This window comes from Dactylosporangium sp. NPDC048998 (assembly GCF_043197855.1).
Classification (GTDB): Bacteria; Actinomycetota; Actinomycetes; order Mycobacteriales; family Micromonosporaceae; genus Dactylosporangium.
In genome coordinates this window covers 488,905-505,602 of sequence record NZ_JBICTV010000003.1, presented here as the reverse complement: position 1 = coordinate 505,602, position 16,698 = coordinate 488,905, and the positions used below count along the sequence as shown (strand labels likewise).

At 73.8% G+C, this 16,698-nt stretch carries 15 protein-coding genes; 7 read left to right on the top strand and 8 right to left on the bottom strand.

What is annotated here, in order from left to right; genetic code table 11:
• Positions 1-103: 103 nt before the first annotated feature.
• From cofD to ACGFI8_RS09770, 3 genes are read left to right on the top strand one after another with little or no spacing between them, the layout of a single operon-like run.
• Positions 104-1,060, top strand: a complete 957-nt coding sequence (gene cofD, locus ACGFI8_RS09780; protein WP_392802410.1) for a 2-phospho-L-lactate transferase — start codon at positions 104-106, stop codon at positions 1,058-1,060.
• Entirely contained in the window at positions 1,057-2,154 is a 1,098-nt protein-coding gene (locus ACGFI8_RS09775) for a coenzyme F420-0:L-glutamate ligase (protein WP_392802407.1), read from the top strand. Before cofD ends, ACGFI8_RS09775 begins: the two co-directional genes overlap by 4 nt.
• Positions 2,151-2,696 carry an NUDIX hydrolase gene (locus ACGFI8_RS09770; protein WP_392802405.1) on the top strand — a complete coding sequence of 182 codons (546 nt, stop codon included), beginning with the start codon at positions 2,151-2,153 and terminating at the stop codon, positions 2,694-2,696. The genes ACGFI8_RS09775 and ACGFI8_RS09770 overlap by 4 nt, the downstream gene beginning before the upstream one ends.
• Positions 2,697-2,807: 111 nt before the next feature.
• On the opposite strand, the gene ACGFI8_RS09765 is transcribed toward ACGFI8_RS09770, so the two are convergent.
• The 3 genes from ACGFI8_RS09765 to ACGFI8_RS09755 all read right to left on the bottom strand — a co-directional run bounded on the left by ACGFI8_RS09765 (position 2,808) and on the right by ACGFI8_RS09755 (position 5,591).
• The gene (locus ACGFI8_RS09765; protein ID WP_392802402.1) at positions 2,808-3,929 is read right to left on the bottom strand and encodes a mannose-1-phosphate guanylyltransferase; all 1,122 of its coding nucleotides are present in this window, start codon (positions 3,927-3,929) and stop codon (positions 2,808-2,810) included.
• Positions 3,930-4,047: 118 nt separating this feature from the next.
• A complete protein-coding gene (locus ACGFI8_RS09760) occupies positions 4,048-5,196 on the bottom strand; it encodes a glycosyltransferase family 4 protein (RefSeq protein WP_392802399.1) in 1,149 nt (382 codons plus the stop codon).
• A 143-nt stretch (positions 5,197-5,339) separates the two neighbouring features.
• Positions 5,340-5,591 (bottom strand): hypothetical protein, encoded by a 252-nt coding sequence (locus tag ACGFI8_RS09755; protein WP_392802396.1) that lies wholly within the window; start codon positions 5,589-5,591, stop codon positions 5,340-5,342.
• Between the two features lie 316 nt (positions 5,592-5,907).
• Here ACGFI8_RS09755 and ACGFI8_RS09750 point away from each other — a divergent pair, with 316 nt between their 5' ends.
• Complete coding sequence (locus tag ACGFI8_RS09750) at positions 5,908-6,606, top strand: TIGR03089 family protein (protein ID WP_392802393.1); 699 nt, start codon at positions 5,908-5,910, stop codon at positions 6,604-6,606.
• Between the two features lie 25 nt (positions 6,607-6,631).
• Here ACGFI8_RS09750 and ACGFI8_RS09745 read toward each other — a convergent pair whose 3' ends face one another.
• The gene (locus ACGFI8_RS09745; RefSeq protein ID WP_392802390.1) at positions 6,632-8,584 is read right to left on the bottom strand and encodes an acetoacetate--CoA ligase; all 1,953 of its coding nucleotides are present in this window, start codon (positions 8,582-8,584) and stop codon (positions 6,632-6,634) included.
• Positions 8,585-8,695: 111 nt separating this feature from the next.
• Positions 8,696-9,217: an acyl-CoA thioesterase gene (locus ACGFI8_RS09740; RefSeq protein WP_392802387.1), complete on the bottom strand. Its 522-nt coding sequence runs from the start codon at positions 9,215-9,217 to the stop codon at positions 8,696-8,698.
• A 24-nt stretch (positions 9,218-9,241) separates the two neighbouring features.
• Here ACGFI8_RS09740 and ACGFI8_RS09735 point away from each other — a divergent pair, with 24 nt between their 5' ends.
• Together ACGFI8_RS09735 and ACGFI8_RS09730 are read left to right on the top strand one after the other, a co-directional pair.
• The gene (locus tag ACGFI8_RS09735) at positions 9,242-11,827 is read left to right on the top strand and encodes a hypothetical protein (RefSeq protein ID WP_392802385.1); all 2,586 of its coding nucleotides are present in this window, start codon (positions 9,242-9,244) and stop codon (positions 11,825-11,827) included.
• A 264-nt stretch (positions 11,828-12,091) separates the two neighbouring features.
• Positions 12,092-13,471: a carbohydrate-binding protein gene (locus ACGFI8_RS09730; protein WP_392802382.1), complete on the top strand. Its 1,380-nt coding sequence runs from the start codon at positions 12,092-12,094 to the stop codon at positions 13,469-13,471.
• Positions 13,472-13,642: 171 nt separating this feature from the next.
• On the opposite strand, the gene ACGFI8_RS09725 is transcribed toward ACGFI8_RS09730, so the two are convergent.
• Together ACGFI8_RS09725 and ACGFI8_RS09720 are read right to left on the bottom strand one after the other, a co-directional pair.
• Positions 13,643-13,834, bottom strand: a complete 192-nt coding sequence (locus tag ACGFI8_RS09725; RefSeq protein ID WP_392802888.1) for an FIST N-terminal domain-containing protein — start codon at positions 13,832-13,834, stop codon at positions 13,643-13,645.
• A gap of 330 nt (positions 13,835-14,164) precedes the next feature.
• The gene (locus tag ACGFI8_RS09720; protein ID WP_392802379.1) at positions 14,165-15,001 is read right to left on the bottom strand and encodes a LysR family transcriptional regulator; all 837 of its coding nucleotides are present in this window, start codon (positions 14,999-15,001) and stop codon (positions 14,165-14,167) included.
• Between the two features lie 71 nt (positions 15,002-15,072).
• On the opposite strand from ACGFI8_RS09720, the gene ACGFI8_RS09715 reads away from it, so the two are divergent.
• A complete protein-coding gene (locus ACGFI8_RS09715; RefSeq protein ID WP_392802376.1) occupies positions 15,073-15,948 on the top strand; it encodes an NAD(P)H-binding protein in 876 nt (291 codons plus the stop codon).
• On the opposite strand, the gene ACGFI8_RS09710 is transcribed toward ACGFI8_RS09715, so the two are convergent.
• On the bottom strand, positions 15,926-16,582 hold the full coding sequence (locus ACGFI8_RS09710; protein WP_392802373.1) for a VC0807 family protein: 657 nt from the start codon (positions 16,580-16,582) through the stop codon (positions 15,926-15,928). The two genes, ACGFI8_RS09715 and ACGFI8_RS09710, sit on opposite strands and share 23 nt — an antisense overlap.
• Positions 16,583-16,698: the final 116 nt, after the last annotated feature.

Genomic DNA, 16,698 nt, shown 5'->3' with positions numbered 1-16,698 from the left:
GTCCGTGCAACGGGTCGCCAGCAGCCTAGCTCTCGGATGCTTTTCCCGCGTGCGCGAGAGACCCCGCAGCCGGCCGTGACGGCGGTGGGGCAGGATTGAACGCATGCGGATCGTGGTACTGGCTGGTGGGATCGGCGGCGCGCGCTTCCTTCTCGGGGTGCGCGCGGTGGGCCGGGAGTTGGGCGCGGACGTCACGGCGGTGGTCAACGTCGGCGACGACGTGACGCTGCACGGGCTGCGCATCTGCCCCGATCTCGACAGCGTCATGTACACGCTCGGCGGCGGGGCCGATCCGGAGCGTGGCTGGGGCCGGGTGGGCGAGAGCTGGACGGTCAAGGAGGAGCTGGCCGCCTACGGCGCGGAGCCGACCTGGTTCGGCCTGGGCGACAAGGACATCGCCACGCACCTGGTGCGCACCCGGATGCTGGAGGCCGGGTATGCGCTCTCCGCGGTCACCGAGGCGCTCTGCGACCGCTGGAAGCCCGGCATCCGCATGCTGCCGGCCAGCGACGACCGCGTCGAGACGCACGCGGTGGTCGAGCTGGACGGCGCGACCCGGGCGATCCACTTCCAGGAGTGGTGGATCCGGCACCGCGCCGAGCTGCCGACCCAGCGCTTCGTCTTCGTGGGGGCGGACACGGCGAAGCCGGCCGCGGGGGTGCTGGACGCCATTTCCGAGGCCGATGTCGTACTCCTGGCGCCGAGCAACCCCATCGTGTCCATCGCCCCGATCCTCGCCGTCGCGGCATTGCGCGACGCGGTGGCGACCGGCCGCGCCCCCGTCGTCGGCGTGTCCCCGATCATCGGCAGCGCGCCCGTGCGCGGCATGGCCGACAAGTGCCTCGCGGTGATGGGCGTGGAGTGCAGCCCGGCCGGCGTCGGCGGGCTGCTCGGCGCGCGAGCGAACGGAGGCGTGCTCGACGCGTGGCTCGTCGACGAGACCGACGCCGGAGTGGAGGTGCCCAGGCTGACCGTGCGCGCCGTACCGCTGTGGATGACCGACGAGGCCGCGACCGCCGCGATGGTCCGCAACGCGCTCGCCACGGTCGGTGTCGCATGACCGAGCCCGCGCACGTGCCCGGCCGGCTGGAGATCCTGCCGGTCACCGGCATCGGCGACGTACGGCCCGGCGACGACCTGGCGGCGCTCATCGCGACCGCCGCCCCCTGGCTCGCCGACGGCGACGTGCTCGTCGTGACCAGCAAGATCGTGAGCAAGTCCGAGGGCCAGCTGGTCGAGATCCCGCTCGACGAGCCGGCCCGGGAGGCCGCCCGCGAGGCCGCGCTGCGCGCCGAGACGGCCCGCGTGGTCGCCCGGCGGGGCGCGACCCGGATCGTGCAGACCCACCACGGCTTCGTGCTCGCCGCGGCCGGCATCGACGCCTCCAACGTCGACCCCACCCACCTCGTGCTGCTGCCCAAGGACCCGGACGCCTCGGCCCGCTGGCTGCGCGACGGGCTGCGGGAGCGCTTCGGCCTCGACGTCGCGGTGGTCATCACCGACACCATGGGCCGGCCGTGGCGGCTGGGCCTCACCGACGTGGCGATCGGCGCGGCCGGCGTCGGCGCGCTGGCCGACTACCGGGGCCTGCGCGACGGGTATGGCAACGAGCTGCAGCTGACCCAGATGGCCGTGGTCGACGAGCTGGCCGCGGCCGCGGACCTGGTGAAGGGCAAGGTCGCCCAGGTGCCGGTCGCCGTGGTCCGTGGGCTGGCCCACTCCCCCGGCGCCGGGCACGGCCGCGGCGCCGCCGAGCTGGTCCGGGGCGCCGACGCCGACCTGTTCTCGCTCGGCACCGCCGAGGCGGTCGCCCGGGGCCTGCGCGCCGCCGGCGAACTGCCCGACGCCGAGCGCTTCGCCCCCGCCGACGGCGCCGTCCAACTCCCCGATCTGCCGTTCCCGACAACACGGAGCGTGACCGTCCCGGAGAACACCGTGGCGGCCGTGCTGGTGTGGGCGCCCGCCGGCGACGTGCGCGCCGCCGTCGAGGCCGGCCGCCGCGTCGAGCGGCTGCGGGCCGTTCTCGCAGCCGACGGGCTTGCGACCGCATGGCTGGAGATCGACGACCCGGTCCGGTTCGCCGGGGAGATCCCGGAAGGCGGCGTGCCCCTCGGCGTGCTCGCGATCGGGCGCGGTAGCCTGCCGTCACTATGACGCTGCATGAGGACGCACTCGCAGTACTGTCGGCATGGGCGGCCCCATCGGCGGAGGCCGAGGCCACCCGCCAGCGGTTCCTGGATTTCGTAAGGCCCGATCCGTCCACCGTCTGGCGCGAGCACCCCGGGGGTCACGTGACGGCGAGCGCGCTGGTCGTGGACGCTGCCGCCGAGCGCGTGCTGCTCTGCCTGCACGGCCGGATCAAGCGCTGGGTCCAGATGGGCGGCCACTGCGAGGCGGCCGACGCGACGATCGCGGGCGCGGCCCTGCGCGAGGCGACCGAGGAGTCCGGCATTCTCGGCTTGCGCATCAGCGAGGCCCCGATCGGCCTGGACGTGCACCACGTGTATTGCTCGGGCGGGCCATCGCTGCACTACGACGTGCGGTATGCGGCGATCGCCCCGCCGGGCGCCGTCGAGATGGTCAGCGCGGAGTCGAGCGCGCTGGGGTGGTTCGCCCCGGACGCGCTGCCCGACCCGCTCGCCGACGCGACGGAGGTGCTGGTGGGGCCGGCGCTGGCCTGGGCCAAGCGCGCCTGACCACCGCGCCGCGCGAGGCGCGGACGCCCGGGGCTGTGGGGGACGCGGCGTGCAAAACGGGCCCAGGCCGCGGCTCGGCGGCTGGGCCCGTGTGCGAGGCCGGACGGCGGACTACAAAAGCTCGATCGAGCCGCGCTCCTTCAGCGAGTCGACCAGCTTCTTGACGTCCTGGGCGCGGGCGCGCGGGCAGATCAGCAGCGCGTCCGGCGTGTCGACGATGACGAGGTCGCTGACGCCCACGGCGGCGACCAGGCGGCCCGAGCGCGGCACCACGACCACGCGCTCCGCGTCCTGCATGAGGACCGTGGGCTTCTGCGACGGGGCCAGGTCGGGCTCGGCGTCGGCGCCGAGGTCGACGACCACATTGCCGGCGGTGTCGGTCTCGAGCAGTTCGCCGAGAGTGTGGAAGTCGCCGACATCGTTCCAGCCGAAGTCGCCGGGAACGGTGCCGACCAGGCCGGCGCGGCCCGCGCCCTCCATGACGCCGAAGTCCACGGAGATCTTGGTGAGGCCCGGCCACAGCTCGGCCAGGACCTCCTCGCGGTCGCGCGTCTCCCAGGCCTCGGCGATGCTGCGCAGGCCGTCGTGGAGGGTCGGCTGCTGGCGGGCGAGCTCGTCCAGGAAGACGTCGACGCGCCAGACGAACATGCCGGCGTTCCACAGGTACTCGCCGGAGTCGACGTAGCGCTGCGCCACGTTCAGCGCCGGCTTCTCGGCGAACTCGGCGACCTTGCACACGTCGCCGGTGCCCGTGGGCTCGCCGACGTGGAGGTAGCCGTATCCGGTTTCGGGGTGGGTCGGCGTGATGCCGATGGTCATCAGGAGGCCGTCCTCGGCGCCCTGGATCGCCCGGTTGAGCGTGTCCGTGAACGCCGGGACGTCGCGGACCAGCTGGTCGGCGGCGAACGCGCCCATGATGGCGCCCGGGTCGCGCCGGGCGATCACCGCGGCGGCGAGCCCGATCGCCGCGCACGAGTCGCGCGGGGTCGGTTCGACGAGGATGTTGCCCTCCGGCAGACCCGGCAGCTGCCGGGCGACGGCGGCCGCGTGCGCCACCCCGGTGACCACGAACGTGGACTCGGGCGTCGCGAGGCCGTCCAGCCGCCCGTACGTCGCCTGGAGCAGCGACAGCGGGGTGCCGGTCAGGGCATGGAGAAACTTCGGATGGCCGGCTCGCGACAGCGGCCAGAGCCGCGTGCCGCTGCCACCTGCAGGAATCACCGCGTAGAACACGGGCACATCATGCCCAGCGGAGGGCACCCTTCCACACTCGGGGGTGTCGCAACCATTACCAATATCGCCTTTGCCGGTTTCGGAAGGTGATGTTCGGAGTCACCGGGCTAATACCCGCCTAATACCCGCGCGGTCCCGCGGCTCTGGCCCACGCGGCGAGGTGAACCTCGGCGCTCGACTCCCAGGTGAACTCCTTGGCGCGCGCGGCACCCGCCTTTGCCAAAGCGTTACGTCGCTCCGTGTCGTCGAGCAGCGCCGCAAGGTCGCGGGCGATCTCGTCGGGGCTCGGTCCGGTGTAGGCCACGGCGTCACCGCCGACCTCGGGCAGGGACAGCCGGGGCGTGGTGAGCACGGGCGCGCCGCAGGCCATGGCCTCCAGGATCGGCAGGCCGAAGCCCTCGCCGAAGGACGGATAGGCCGCCACGACCGCGCCGCCCAGGAAGCCGGGCAGGTCGGCGTATCGCAGATACCCCGGCCGCAGCAGGCGGAGGTGGCTCGGCACCTCGGCGATCGCGCCGTCGATCTCGTCGTCGTGCCCCTGCCCGCCGGCCACCACCAGGGCGGGCGGGTCCTGCCGGTCGCACACGGCGGAGATCCAGCCGCGGATCAGGCTGGGCACGTTTTTGCGGGGCTCCTTGGCGCCGAGGAAGGCGATGTACTCCGTCGAGCCGAGCCCCAGCCGCGCCCGCACCCGGGCCTTCTCGTCCTCGCTGGGCGCGTGGAACGCCTCCGGGTCCACCCCGTGGTACGCCACGTCGATGCGCGTCGGATCGGCGTCGAGCAGGCGGATCAGCTCGTCGCGGGTCGCCTTGCTGGGCACGATGACCCGGCTCGCGCGGCGCAGCGACGTCTTGATCGCGGAGCGGAAGAAGGTGCGGCGGGACTTGTCGTAGTGCTCCGGCTCGGTGAAGAAGGTCGCGTCGTGGACGGTCACCGTCACCGGGCAGCCGGCGCGCAGCGGGCAGGTGTAGAAGGGCGAGTGCAGCACCTGCGCGCCGACCTGCTGGGCGAGCATCGGCAGGCCGGTCTGCTCCCAGGCGAGGCGGGCCGGGCGGTGCGCCGCCGCGGCCGGGGCGGACATGATGCGCGCGTTCGGCAGGAGCCGGCCGTAACGCTCGGCATCCGTGCGTTGACAGACGACGGCGAGATCGGCGTCGAGCACGCCCAGTGCTCCTAGCAGACCGTCGACATAGCGCCCTACACCGCCTCGGTCGGCTGGGACACTCGTGGCGTCAACAAGCACGCGTGGCGGACGGCCGGGGGTCACTTGGCGACTCCTTCTGGACTCGATGCGACGGTCTCGGCAAGCCTACGCCCGATCCGCCGGTGATCGATGTCCACGACGCGACTAGCGACATGAGTTCCACCCAGGATTCAGCCTGAATCAACTCACGTGTTGTTTTCACCGCATCAGAACAGTGGCATCGGGACGTCTCCCGGCGCGCCGACCGCGTACCTGCCCACGCCGCGGATCTCGAACCATCCGTCGTGGTAGACGGCCAGGTCGGCGCGGCCGTCGCCGTCGTACTGGCCGGGCACCGGCGTGTCGCCCGGGTCGCCGAGCCGAACCGGGGACTGGCCCCCGATCGTGAACTGCTGCGTCGCCGGGCGCCGTTGTAGTCGGCGGGAACGGCGATCGCTCCGGGCTCGCCGAAGTGCCACTCGCGGATCGCACGGATCGCCCACAGGCCGGTGGACGGGCGCCAGATCGCGGGCTCGGCGCGCCCGTCGCCGGTGTAGTCGCCGGGAACGGGCTGGTCACCGGGCTGGCCGAGCTGCAGTTCGCCGACGCCCTTGATGTTCGGGCGGGCCGAGGCGCCCCCGCCGGTGAGGCCGGCGGCGACGAGCACGAGTGCGCAGCCGGCGACGGCGAGCATCCCGCCGCGCCGGTATCGTCGCGTTGCCCAGACACCCATCTCGCTCGCCCCATCTCGCTAGAAACCCGGGTGAGATGCTATGGAAGGGATTTTTTGGACATATGAGGAATACAATTCCTTCACTCTTTGCGGCAATTGTCGGTAAGGACCCGTCACTTCCGTTCCTGACGTTCTACGACGACGCGACGGGCGAGCGGACCGAACTGTCGGGCGCGACGCTGGCCAACTGGGTGTCGAAGACCGCGAACCTGCTCGTCGACGGGTGCGGCCTCGGCCCCGGCGACGCGGCCGCGGTGCGCCTGCCCGCGCATTGGCAGACGGCGGCGATCCTGCTGGGGGCCTGGACGGCGGGGCTGCGCGTCGCGTACGGCGAGCCGACCTCCCAGGCAACGATGGCCGGCGCCGACGTCGAGTTCGCGTCGCTGGCCGTCGCCGAACGGGATGTCGAGACCGGCGCGCCGGGCCCCGCCGACCGCTACGTGCTCGGCCTGGCCCCGATGGGCCTGCCGATGCGCGGCGGCGTGCCCGCCGGCTGGGCGGACTACGTGGCCGAGGTGCGGCAGTTCGGCGACCATTACCCGGGGCCGGTCGGCGGCGAGGGCACCGGCGAGCTCGTCGAGCGCGCCCGCGCGCTGGCGTTGCCGGGCGGGCGGCTGCTCGTCGACGCGGTCGCTCACCCCGACCCGGTGGAGTGGCTGGTCGGCCCGCTCGCGGCCGGCGCGAGCATCGTGCTGAGCGTCAACAGCGACCCGGAGAAGCTGGCCGCGCGCGCCGCCGCCGAGCAGGCCGTAGCGATCTGAGGTGGCGATCTGAGCTGGCGGGCCGTCAGCCGCGGGCGGCGCGGATCTCGGCGAAGTAGCGCAGCGACTCGGGGTTGACCAGGGCACCCTTGGCCGCCGCCTGTTCGACCGGCGTGCCGGTGAGGATCCGCTTCACGGGCACCTCGAGCTTCTTGCCCGACAGCGTCCGCGGTACGGCGTCGACCTGGAAGACCTGGTCCGGAACGTGCCGCGGGGAGAGCGCGGTGCGCAGCTCCCGCGCGATGCGCGCGCGCATGGCGTCGTCCAGGGACTCGCCGGGGCGCAGCACCACGAACAGCAGCAGCTCGCCGGCGCCGCCCTCCGGGTCTTCCAGGTGTACCACCACGGAGTCCACGACCTCGTCGAGGCCCTCGACGACGGAGTAGAACTCGCTCGTGCCCAGCCGCACGCCGCCGCGGTTGAGGGTGGCGTCGGAGCGGCCGGTGATCACGCAGGCGCCGCTCTCGTCGATGGTGATCCAGTCGCCGTGCCGCCAGACGCCCGGGTATGTGCCGAAGTACGCGTCGGCGTAGCGCGAGCCGTCCTCGTCGCCCCAGAAGCCGACGGGCATGCTGGGCATCGGCGCCGTGATCACCAGCTCGCCGAGCTCGCCGACGACCGGGCTGCCGTCCGCCGCATACGCCTCGACGCGGGCGCCGAGCGCACGGCAGGCGATCTCGCCGGACCGCACGGGCAGCAGCGGCACGCCGCCGACGAAGGCGGTGCACACGTCGGTACCGCCCGAGGCCGACGCCAGCAGCACGTCCGCGGAGACCGCCTCGTAGACCCAGTCGAAGCCCTCCGGCGGCAGCGGCGCCCCGGTCGAGCCGACGCCGCGCAGCCGGCTCAGGTCGGCGATGTCCTTCGGCACCAGGCCGGCCTTGCGGCAGGACAGCAGGAACGGCGCGGACGTGCCGAAGTATGTGGTGCCGGTCTCCTGCGCGACCCGCCAGAGCCAGCCCAGGTCGGGGTGAGCGGGGTTGCCGTCGACGAGCACGATCGCCGCGCCTACCGCCGGGCCGGAGACCAGGTAGTTCCACATCATCCAGCCCGTGGTGGTGAACCAGAAGAACCGGTCGCCGGGCCCGAGGTCGTGGTGCAGGGCGAGCATCTTGAGGTGCTCGAGCAGGATGCCGCCGTGGCCGTGCACAATCGGCTTCGGCAGGCCGGTCGTGCCGGAGGAGTAGAGCACGTACAGCGGGTGCTCGAACGGCACCGCCTCGAACGCCAACGGCTCGTCCGTCTCCGCGGTCAGCGCCGCCCAGTCCGTGCCCTCATGGCCCTCGTGCAGGTGTCCGATCCGCACGACGTGCTCCAGCGACGGCAGCTCCGCGCGGATCGCCTCGACCTCGGCGGCGCGGTCGACGATCTTGTCGCCGTAGCGGTACCCGTCGACGGCGACCAGCACCTTCGGCTCGATCTGCCGCCAGCGGTCCACTACCGAGCGGGTGCCGAACTCGGGCGCACAGCTGGAGAAGATCGCCCCAAGGCTGGCCGTCGCGAGCAGCAGGACGAACGTCTCCGGGATGTTCGGCGCGTAGGCGGCGACCCGGTCGCCCGGCCCCACCCCGAGCCGGCGCAGCCCGGCCCGCGCCCGGCGGACCTGCTCGCGCAGCTCGGCGGCGGTCAGCGTCACCGGGCCGCGGGTCTGCGACCGGGCGAGCACGATCGGCTCGTCGTCGGCGACGCCGGGCATGCGCAGCACGTTCTCGGCGTAGTTGAGCCGCGCGCCGGGGAACCACTTCGCGCCCGGCATGCGCGCGTCGGCGAGGGAGGCGGTCGGCTCCGCCTGGGCCACGACCTCGAAGTGGTCCCAGATCGCCTGCCAGAACTCGGCGGGGCGGTCCACCGACCACTGCCACAGCGCCGCGTAGTCCTCGAACTTCTCGCCGCGCTCGGCCTCCACCCAACGCAGGAACGCCCCGATCCGGGTGCGATCGAGCACGTCCGCCGGGGGTCGCCAGAGCACCTTCGCCATTGGACCATCTTGCGGTACGCCCGAACGATCGCTCAGTGTGGGCCTCCCCTACCCGATCCCTCGCTCCAGTGTGTCGCGCCCACGTGGCGATCCGGACGTGCGTCTTGCCGGCTACCGCGCCGAGCGGTGGCGCTGGATCGCATCCCGGCGGGCGAGGCGGTGCTCGCGTCGGATTTCCGCCTCTCGCCACCGCCCCTCGTTCTCCGGCGAGTCCGGCACGACGGCGGGCACGGGGCGCGGCTTGCCATCGGCGTCGACGGCGACGAACACGAGGTACGCGGTGGCGACCACGACCGGCGCGGACTCGCTCACCTCGTCCCACCGCTCCGCCTCCAGCCGCACCCCGACCTCCATCGACGTGGTGCCGGTCCAGTTGACCTGCGCGTACGCGTGCACGAGGTCACCCACCCGCAGCGGCTCAACGAACACGATCTCGTCGATGGAGGCGGTCACCGCGATCCCGCCGCTGTGCCGCGCCGCGGCCGCACCGGCCACGTCGTCGATAAACTTCATGATCACGCCGCCGTGCACCGTGCCGTACAGGTTCACGTCGACCGCGGTCATGATCCGGCTCAGCGTTACCCGCGAGTAACCAGTGGGACGGCTGGTCGGTCGGCCAGTGTGCTCGGTCATGCCAAAGACGGTACGGTGCGACTCATGCGACACGTCGGAAGCCTGATCGCGGGGATATTCATCGCCCCCCTCGCGTGGCTGCTGATCGCCATCGGTCAACAGAAATCCACGGATACCGTGGGGAAGTGGGTCGGACACGGCGCTTTCGACTCCGTCGACCTGCTCGCGCCCGCCGCGTACCTGCTCGGCGCCGGCCTGCTCATCGGCCTCATCGCCACCCTGCGCATCTCCCCCCTCGGCCCGATCGTCGCCGGCCTGGCGCTGCTCGCCACGTACGTCAGCCTCTTCATCGATCCGCTCTCGGCGCTCAACAGCATGCCGAAGGACCTGGAGATCCCCGGCCTGACGGTCGACCTCACCGTGCCCGTCACCAACGGCACCACCGCGGTGCTGGGCCTGGCCCTGCTCGTCGCGGCCGTGAGCGTGAAGCGCTGGCGCGCCTGGCCGGCGGCGGTTCCGCTCGGGACGGCCGGTGCGGACGCGCCCACGGACATCCACGAGTACCCGCTGGGCCAGGGTCCGGGCGCCGCTCCGCCGGTGGCCGCCCGGCCGCCGTACGGCGGGGCGCCCAGCCAGACCACCGCGTTCCCGGCGGCGCCCACCTCGGTCCTGCCCGCCGCCGCCCCCGGCGGCTACCCGCCGCCGGGCGGTTTCGGTGCGCAGGGCGGTCTCGGGGCACAGGGCGGCTTCCCGGCACAGGGCGGCTTCCAGGCGCCGGCCAGCGACGAGACGCAGCCCGTCCCGGCGCGGGGCGGGCCGCCCGTGTCCGGCGGCGCCCCCGCCGGCTACCCGGCCTTCGCGCCGCCGGTCGCGTCGGGCCCGCCGGTTGTATCCGGTCCGCCTGTCATGTCCGGTCCGGCCGTCGTATCCGGTCCGGCCGTCGTATCCGGTCCGCCCGTCGTATCCGGTCCGCCCGTCGTATCCGGTCCGCCGGCTCAGACGGTCTCCGCACCGCCCGCGGTCACGCTGCCTGCGTCGGCGGTCGGGCAGCCCGGTTCGCCGCCCGGGCCGTTTCCGCCAACGCCGGCCGGGGTGGCTCCGCAGGCCGTTCCGCCGAGCCGGTTCGATCGCACCGCCTCCGCGCCACCGCCCGTCGCCACCCCTCCGATGCCCGGTGTTGTTCCGCCCGGCGTCGGTGGGCCGGCGGCTCCGCCGCTTCGAACCGTCGGGGGTCCCGGCGATCCGGCCTGGCTGACGCCCGAGTACGCAGCCCCGCCGCAGCCGCCGGCCCCGAGCGGTGCCGGATCGCCGACCGGGATGACTCCGGCCGGTGGGTCCGTGCCGCCGGGGCCGGCTGGAGCGGCTGGAGCCACGCCGTGGAGCGGGGCGCCGGCCGGGGCTCGTCCCGGGTCCGCCGGTTCCGTGACGGGTGAGCTTCCCGTCCGTCCGCCGACCGTGCCGATGTCGCCGCCTCCGCCGTACGGTGGTGGGCAGCCGGCCACCCCGCCCGCGCCCACCGAGACCGTCGCGGCGTCGCCCTCTGGCCCCGCGCCGGAGGGTGCCATCGCGTACAGCCGGGGTGCCGGCGCACCGCCGGCGGCCGTTGACAGGGCCACGGAGCCGACCGTCTCCACCACGCCTGCGCCGGTGTCCACGCCGCCGGTCACGGCTCCGCCGGTGTCCGCTCACCCCGCCGCATCGCCGGCCCCCGCGCCGCCGGCCTCCACGCCGCCCGGGCGTCCCGAGCTGGGGCCGTCGGGGTCCTGGCCGGTCGTTCCCGCGCCGGGTGGCACCGGGAGCGCGCCGGACGAGGACGCCACGCGGCCGCTGCATGCGGGCGGGTCCGCGCCGGCGACGCCGAGCGGGCTGCCGTCCCGCGCCGCCCGTGGGCCGGTCCCCGAAGAACAATCCATCCTGGACGGGCCGTCGTTCGACGGGTTCGCGGTGGCGTCGCGGCCCGGGCGCGAGGAGGAGACCGAGGCGTTCCACCCTGGGCATCAGTCTCCGGTGCCCTCGCGACCGCGGCACGCGGCGCCGAGCGAGGCCGGCGAGCACCCGGTGGTGTCGGTGGAGGACGAGGACAAGGCCGGGCCGCGGGGGCGGTTCCAGCCGATGGCGCCGCTCGAGCCGGTCGCCCCGCCCAAGGGGGCGCCCGCCGGGAACGCGGACACGGCCGAGCCGACCACTGTCCTGAAGGCCCAGCCGGCGGCCGATCCGTTCACGCGGCTCCAGGCCCCGTCGTCCGCCGCCGTCGCCGACGCCTCCACCGCGGCGACCGGCTTCGGGTCCGTCACGAGCGGCGGCCCGGGCGACGACGCGGGCGAGGCGACGACGCGGTTCCGGCCGCCCTCGGAGCCGGTCGCGGACGCCGAGGCGACCGCGAACTTCGGGTTCGGGGGCGGGACGGTCAGCGCGGCCGAGCAGGCGGAGCGGCGGGCGGCGTTCGCGCGCGGCGAGGCCGAGCGGCGCGCCGGCGCGCAGTCCGAACTCGACCGGCTGGCCGCCGAGCGCGCCGCGCGCGAGACCGCCGTGCGGGAGCCCGGCGCGCGGGAGCCCGGCGCCGAGCAGGGTTCACCGGACGGCGACGCCACCGAGGCGGTCGACACCCGGCCGCGCCGCGACACTCCGCCCACCTCGCCGTGGGCGCAGCCGCCGCGCGATCGGGGCTGACCGCCGCAAGACCGCTGTGATCCGGCCCCGTCGCCCCTCGGGCGGCGGGGCCGCTCGTCACGCGCGCGAACCTGCTGGCCGGTCGGCGCAGAATCGCAGGGACCTCGGCCACCAGGTACGACCCCATGCCCGGGCGCGCGGCGCCCGCCGCGCGCTCGTTGACGGGGATCGGCTGTCGCCACTTTAAGGTTCCCGACCCTTACATTTAATAGTGTTAACTGATAGCGTCCCTGCTCATCGATCCATCGATGGGCAGGAGGTCCCGTGAGATCTCGTCGTCGCACATTCGCCCTGGTAGTCGGCGCGGCTGCGGCCGTCGTGGCGGCGCTGGTCCTCGCGCCCACGCTCCAGGCGCAGGCCGTCAGCAGCGCGGCCGAGGCCGCCTGCACCGCGCCCAACTGGGCTGAGGGCAACACGTACACGGTCGGCACGCAGGTGACCTACAACGGTCACACGTACCAGGCTCTGGTGACCCACACCGCCTATGTGGGCGCCGGCTGGAACCCGGCGGCGACGCCGTCGCTGTGGAAGGATCTCGGCGCCTGCACCGGCGGCGGTGGCACGCCGTCCCCCTCGCCGTCGGCCTCCCCGAGCAAGTCCCCGTCCCCGTCGCCGTCGGCCTCCCCGAGCAAGTCGCCGTCCAGCTCCCCGTCGACGTCGCCGACGACCTCGACTTCCCCGACCGGCGGCACCTGCGGCGTGAAGTCGCGGCCGGCCGGCAAGGTGCTGCAGGGCTACTGGGAGAACTGGGACGGCGCGTCCAACGGCGTGCACCCGGGCCTCGGGTGGATCCCGATCACCGACGCGCGGATGGCGCAGCACGGGTACAACGTGATCAACCTGGCCTTCCCGGTCATCCGCTCCGACGGCACGGTGCTGTGGGAGAACGGCATGGACGCGGGCGTGAAGGTGCCGACCCCGGCGGAGATGTGCCAGGCCAAGGCGAGCGGCATGACGCTGCTGATGTCGATCGGCGGCGCCGCGGCCGGCATCGACCTGAGCTCCTCCACGGTCGCGGACCGGTTCATCGCCACCATCGTGCCGATCCTGAAGGCCAACAACTTCGACGGCATCGACATCGACATCGAGACCGGCCTGACCGGCAGTGGCAGCATCGGCACGCTCTCGACGTCGCAGGCCAACCTGATTCGCATCATCGACGGCGTGCTCGCGCAGATGCCGTCGAACTTCGGCCTCACCATGGCGCCGGAGACGGCGTACGTGACCGGCGGCAGCGTCACCTACGGCTCCATCTGGGGCGCGTACCTGCCGATCATCAAGAAGTACGTCGACAACGGCCGCCTGTGGTGGCTCAACATGCAGTACTACAACGGCAGCATGTACGGCTGCTCCGGCGACTCGTACTCGGCCGGCACGGTCCAGGGCTTCACGGTCCAGACCAACTGCCTCAACGCCGGCCTGACGATCCAGGGCACGACGATCCGGGTGCCGTACGACAAGCAGGTCCCCGGCCTGCCCGCGCAGTCGGGCGCCGGCGGCGGCTACATGACCCCGTCGCTGGTGTCGCAGTCCTGGAACAGCGTGTCGGGCCAGATCAAGGGCCTGATGGACTGGTCGATCAACTGGGACGGCTCGAAGAGCTGGACCTTCGGCGACAACGTGAAGTCGCTGCAGGGCCGCTGATCCCGGCGTAAGGACGCAGGGCCGGGTGCTCGCCCGGCGTGACCAGGAGGGGGCCGGGCGATCGCCCGGCCCCTTGCCGTTCGGGCGGGGCCCCAGCTCAGGCGGCGCGGTTCAGGGCGAGCGCGGGCAGCAGCGCGGGCAGCTCGGCCGGGTCGAGCGGGGGCGCGCGGGTCACGTGGCCCGCGAAGTCGGGGCGCGCCAGCCGTGCGCGATGCCGATGCCGATCGGGCGGTCGGAGCCGATCGCGACCCCGACGACGCCGCCGGGCAGCACCCGGTCGCCGAGGAACTGCCGGCCGTCGGCGGTCAGGCCGCCGACGAGCGGTACGGTCGCGCCGACCACCGAGTAGGCGCCCCGGACGATCTCGTGCGGGCCGATCGCGGTGCCGTCGCAGAGCAGCAGCAGCGCGGTATGGAGCGTCGACCTCGGTCATGACCCGGGCCGCCTCCGCGCCGGCCGCCCGCGCGCCCAGCTCGGCGATGCCGGCCGCGTGCGCGCGGACGGTGAAGCTGGCGCCGCCGAGGGCCGCCACCGCGACACCGTGCTCGGTCGCGCCCGCCGGGGACAGCTCGCCCGGGGAGATGCGTCTGTTTCGGCGCCCGCCGTTCGTCGTACCGGTAGCGGGGGCGGACGGGGGCGGTCGTGGGAGGGGTGCACCCTCCCCACGACCGTTGGTCGACCCCGAGGGGCGGGTCAGGACCTCGCGAGCGAGGTGGCGGCGCGCACGAGCGCGGCGGTGGCCCTCGACCGGGACTGCTGCGGCCAGGCGATGGCCAGGACCGCCGGCGGGGCGTCGGGCACGGGGCGGTAGACGACGCCGGGGCGCGGGTACCGGCCGACGACCGACTCCGGCAGCAGCGAGACGACGACGCCGAGCTCGACGAGCTTGAGCAGCTGGGCCAGGTCGCGCACGCCGTGCCGCTGAACGATCTCGCCGGCGTGCCGCTGCAGCTCGGCCGGGCTGTCCGGCAGGCCGAGGTCGGCGAGGAGGACGGTGTCGCGGGCGGCCATGGGGTGTGCCGCCGCGAGCGCGGCCACCTGCGGCTCGACGGCCACCGTCTCGGCGTCGAGGCCGGTGTCGTCGAACGGGCGGTACAGCAGCGCAGCGTCGGCCTCGCCGCGGCGCAGCAGATCCGGCTGCTCCGCCCAGCCGCACAGGCGGACCGCGAACGGCGTCGAGCCGGGCTCGGCCGCGTTGCGGGCAAGGATCTCCTCCAGCAGCCCGGCGTCGCCGTCGGCCTTGACGGCCAGGATCGGCTTCGAGCCGGGCCCGGCCGCGCGCTGGGCCCGGCGCCCGGCGGCCTCCAGCGCGTCGAGCGCGATGCGGGCCTGCTCGAGCAGCACCTCCCCGGCCGGGGTCAGCACGACGCGGTGCGTGCTGCGCTCGAACAGCGCGACGCCGAGCTCCGCCTCCAGCTTGCGGATCGCCCGGGACAGCGGCGGCGGGGCGATGCCCAGCCGCTCGGCCGCGCGGGTGAAGTTGAGCTCCTCGGCGACGGCGAGGAACTGCCGCAGCGGCCGGGACTCCATGACCCCCAGGGTAACAACCGGGACCGGAGCGATCCTTCAGCTCGTGGCCCCCGCGGCGGAGGGTTGGTCCCATGATGGTGATCACGACACCCAGCGGCCAGATCGGCCGGCAGCTCGTCGAGGACCTCGTCGACCGCTCGGCGGCGGTCCGCGTCGTCGTCCGCGACCCCGCGAGCCTCCCCCCGCACATCCGCGAGCGCGTCGAGGTCGTGCCCGGATCCCACGGCGATCCCGAGGTCGCCGCCGCGGCGTTCGCCGGGGCCGCGTCGGTGTTCCTGGTGGTACCGCCGGAACCGCGCACCACGGACGTCGACGCCCACTACCTGCGCTTCGCCCGCGTGGCGTGCGACGCGGTCCGCGAGCACGGCGTCGAGCGCATCGTCGCGGTGTCGAGCCTCGGCCGCGGCGTGGCGAAGGACGCCGGGCACATTTCGGCGGCGCTGGCGATGGACGAGCTGTTCGACGCCGCCGGGGCGCACTTCCGCGTGCTGCGCCTGCCGTTCTTCATGGAAAATCTGCTGACCCAGGCGGCCGGGATCCGGGACCGGGGCGAATTCTGGCTGGCCAACGCCGCCGATCGGCCGCTGCGCGCGGTCGCGACCCGCGACATCGCCGCCGCGGCCGCGGGGCTGCTGCTCGACGACGCCTGGACCGGCCACGGCGACGTGCCGGTGGTGAGCCCCGACGACCTCTCCCCCGACGGGATGGCCGCGGTCATGTCCGAGGTGCTGGGGCGGCCGATCGAGTTCCGGCGGGCCGCGCTCGAGGACTACCGGGCGACGATGCTGGGCCACGGGATGAGCGAGGCCTGGGCGCAGGGGCTGGCCGACATGGCCGCGGTGCAGAACGAGCGGGACGTGTACGACCTCGCGCCGGAAACCCGTCGCGCGCCGACGGGCTTCCGGCGGTGGTGCGCGGAGGTGCTCAGGCCGGCGCTGCGGGCGTGAGCGCCGCCTCGAGCCGCGCGGCCCGGGCCTGGATCCGCTTGACGTAGCGGACGTTCCACAGCGCCAGCAGCACCATCGTCGCGACGAACAGCACCGTCGAGGCGGTGACCGCGGCCGAGGTGGACAGCGCCAGCACCAGCGGGATGCGCACGACCGCGTCGAAGAGCAGGCCCGCGCCCCACGCCGCGGACATGATGCGGAAGCTGCGACGGAACCCCGGCAGCTCGCTCCACTTCCGCTCGAACTCCGCGACCCGGGCCGGGTCGCCCTCCTGCATCCGCAGGGAGGCGTGGTAGATCAGCGGGCGGCCGACGAAGCAGGACACGACGAAGGCCAGGCCGGCGATGCCGGTGCCGAAGGACTCCTTGATGAGCAGGAACTTGGCGTCGCCGGTCAGGAAGGACAGGCCCAGGCCGACCAGGAACACGCCGAGCATCACGGCGGCGAACACGTCGAACTTGCGCGCCCGGGCGGCGACGTAGAGGACCCGGGCGAGCGCGACCACCGAGCCGGCCAGCAGGGCGACGTAGTCGCTCGCGCCGAGCCAGTGCGCCACGAAGTAGGCCGCGAGGGACAGGCCGACGTCCCACAGCAAGGACGCCATGATGGCCACGAAGCCGGGGGTCTTGTTCATCGTGCGTCTCCGATCCAGCCGGGCTTGTCGTCATCCACGTGGCAACCATGACATGTCACATTCGACATGTCAACATCGTCATGACGGCCGTGACATGACGATCTCGACATGTTGAT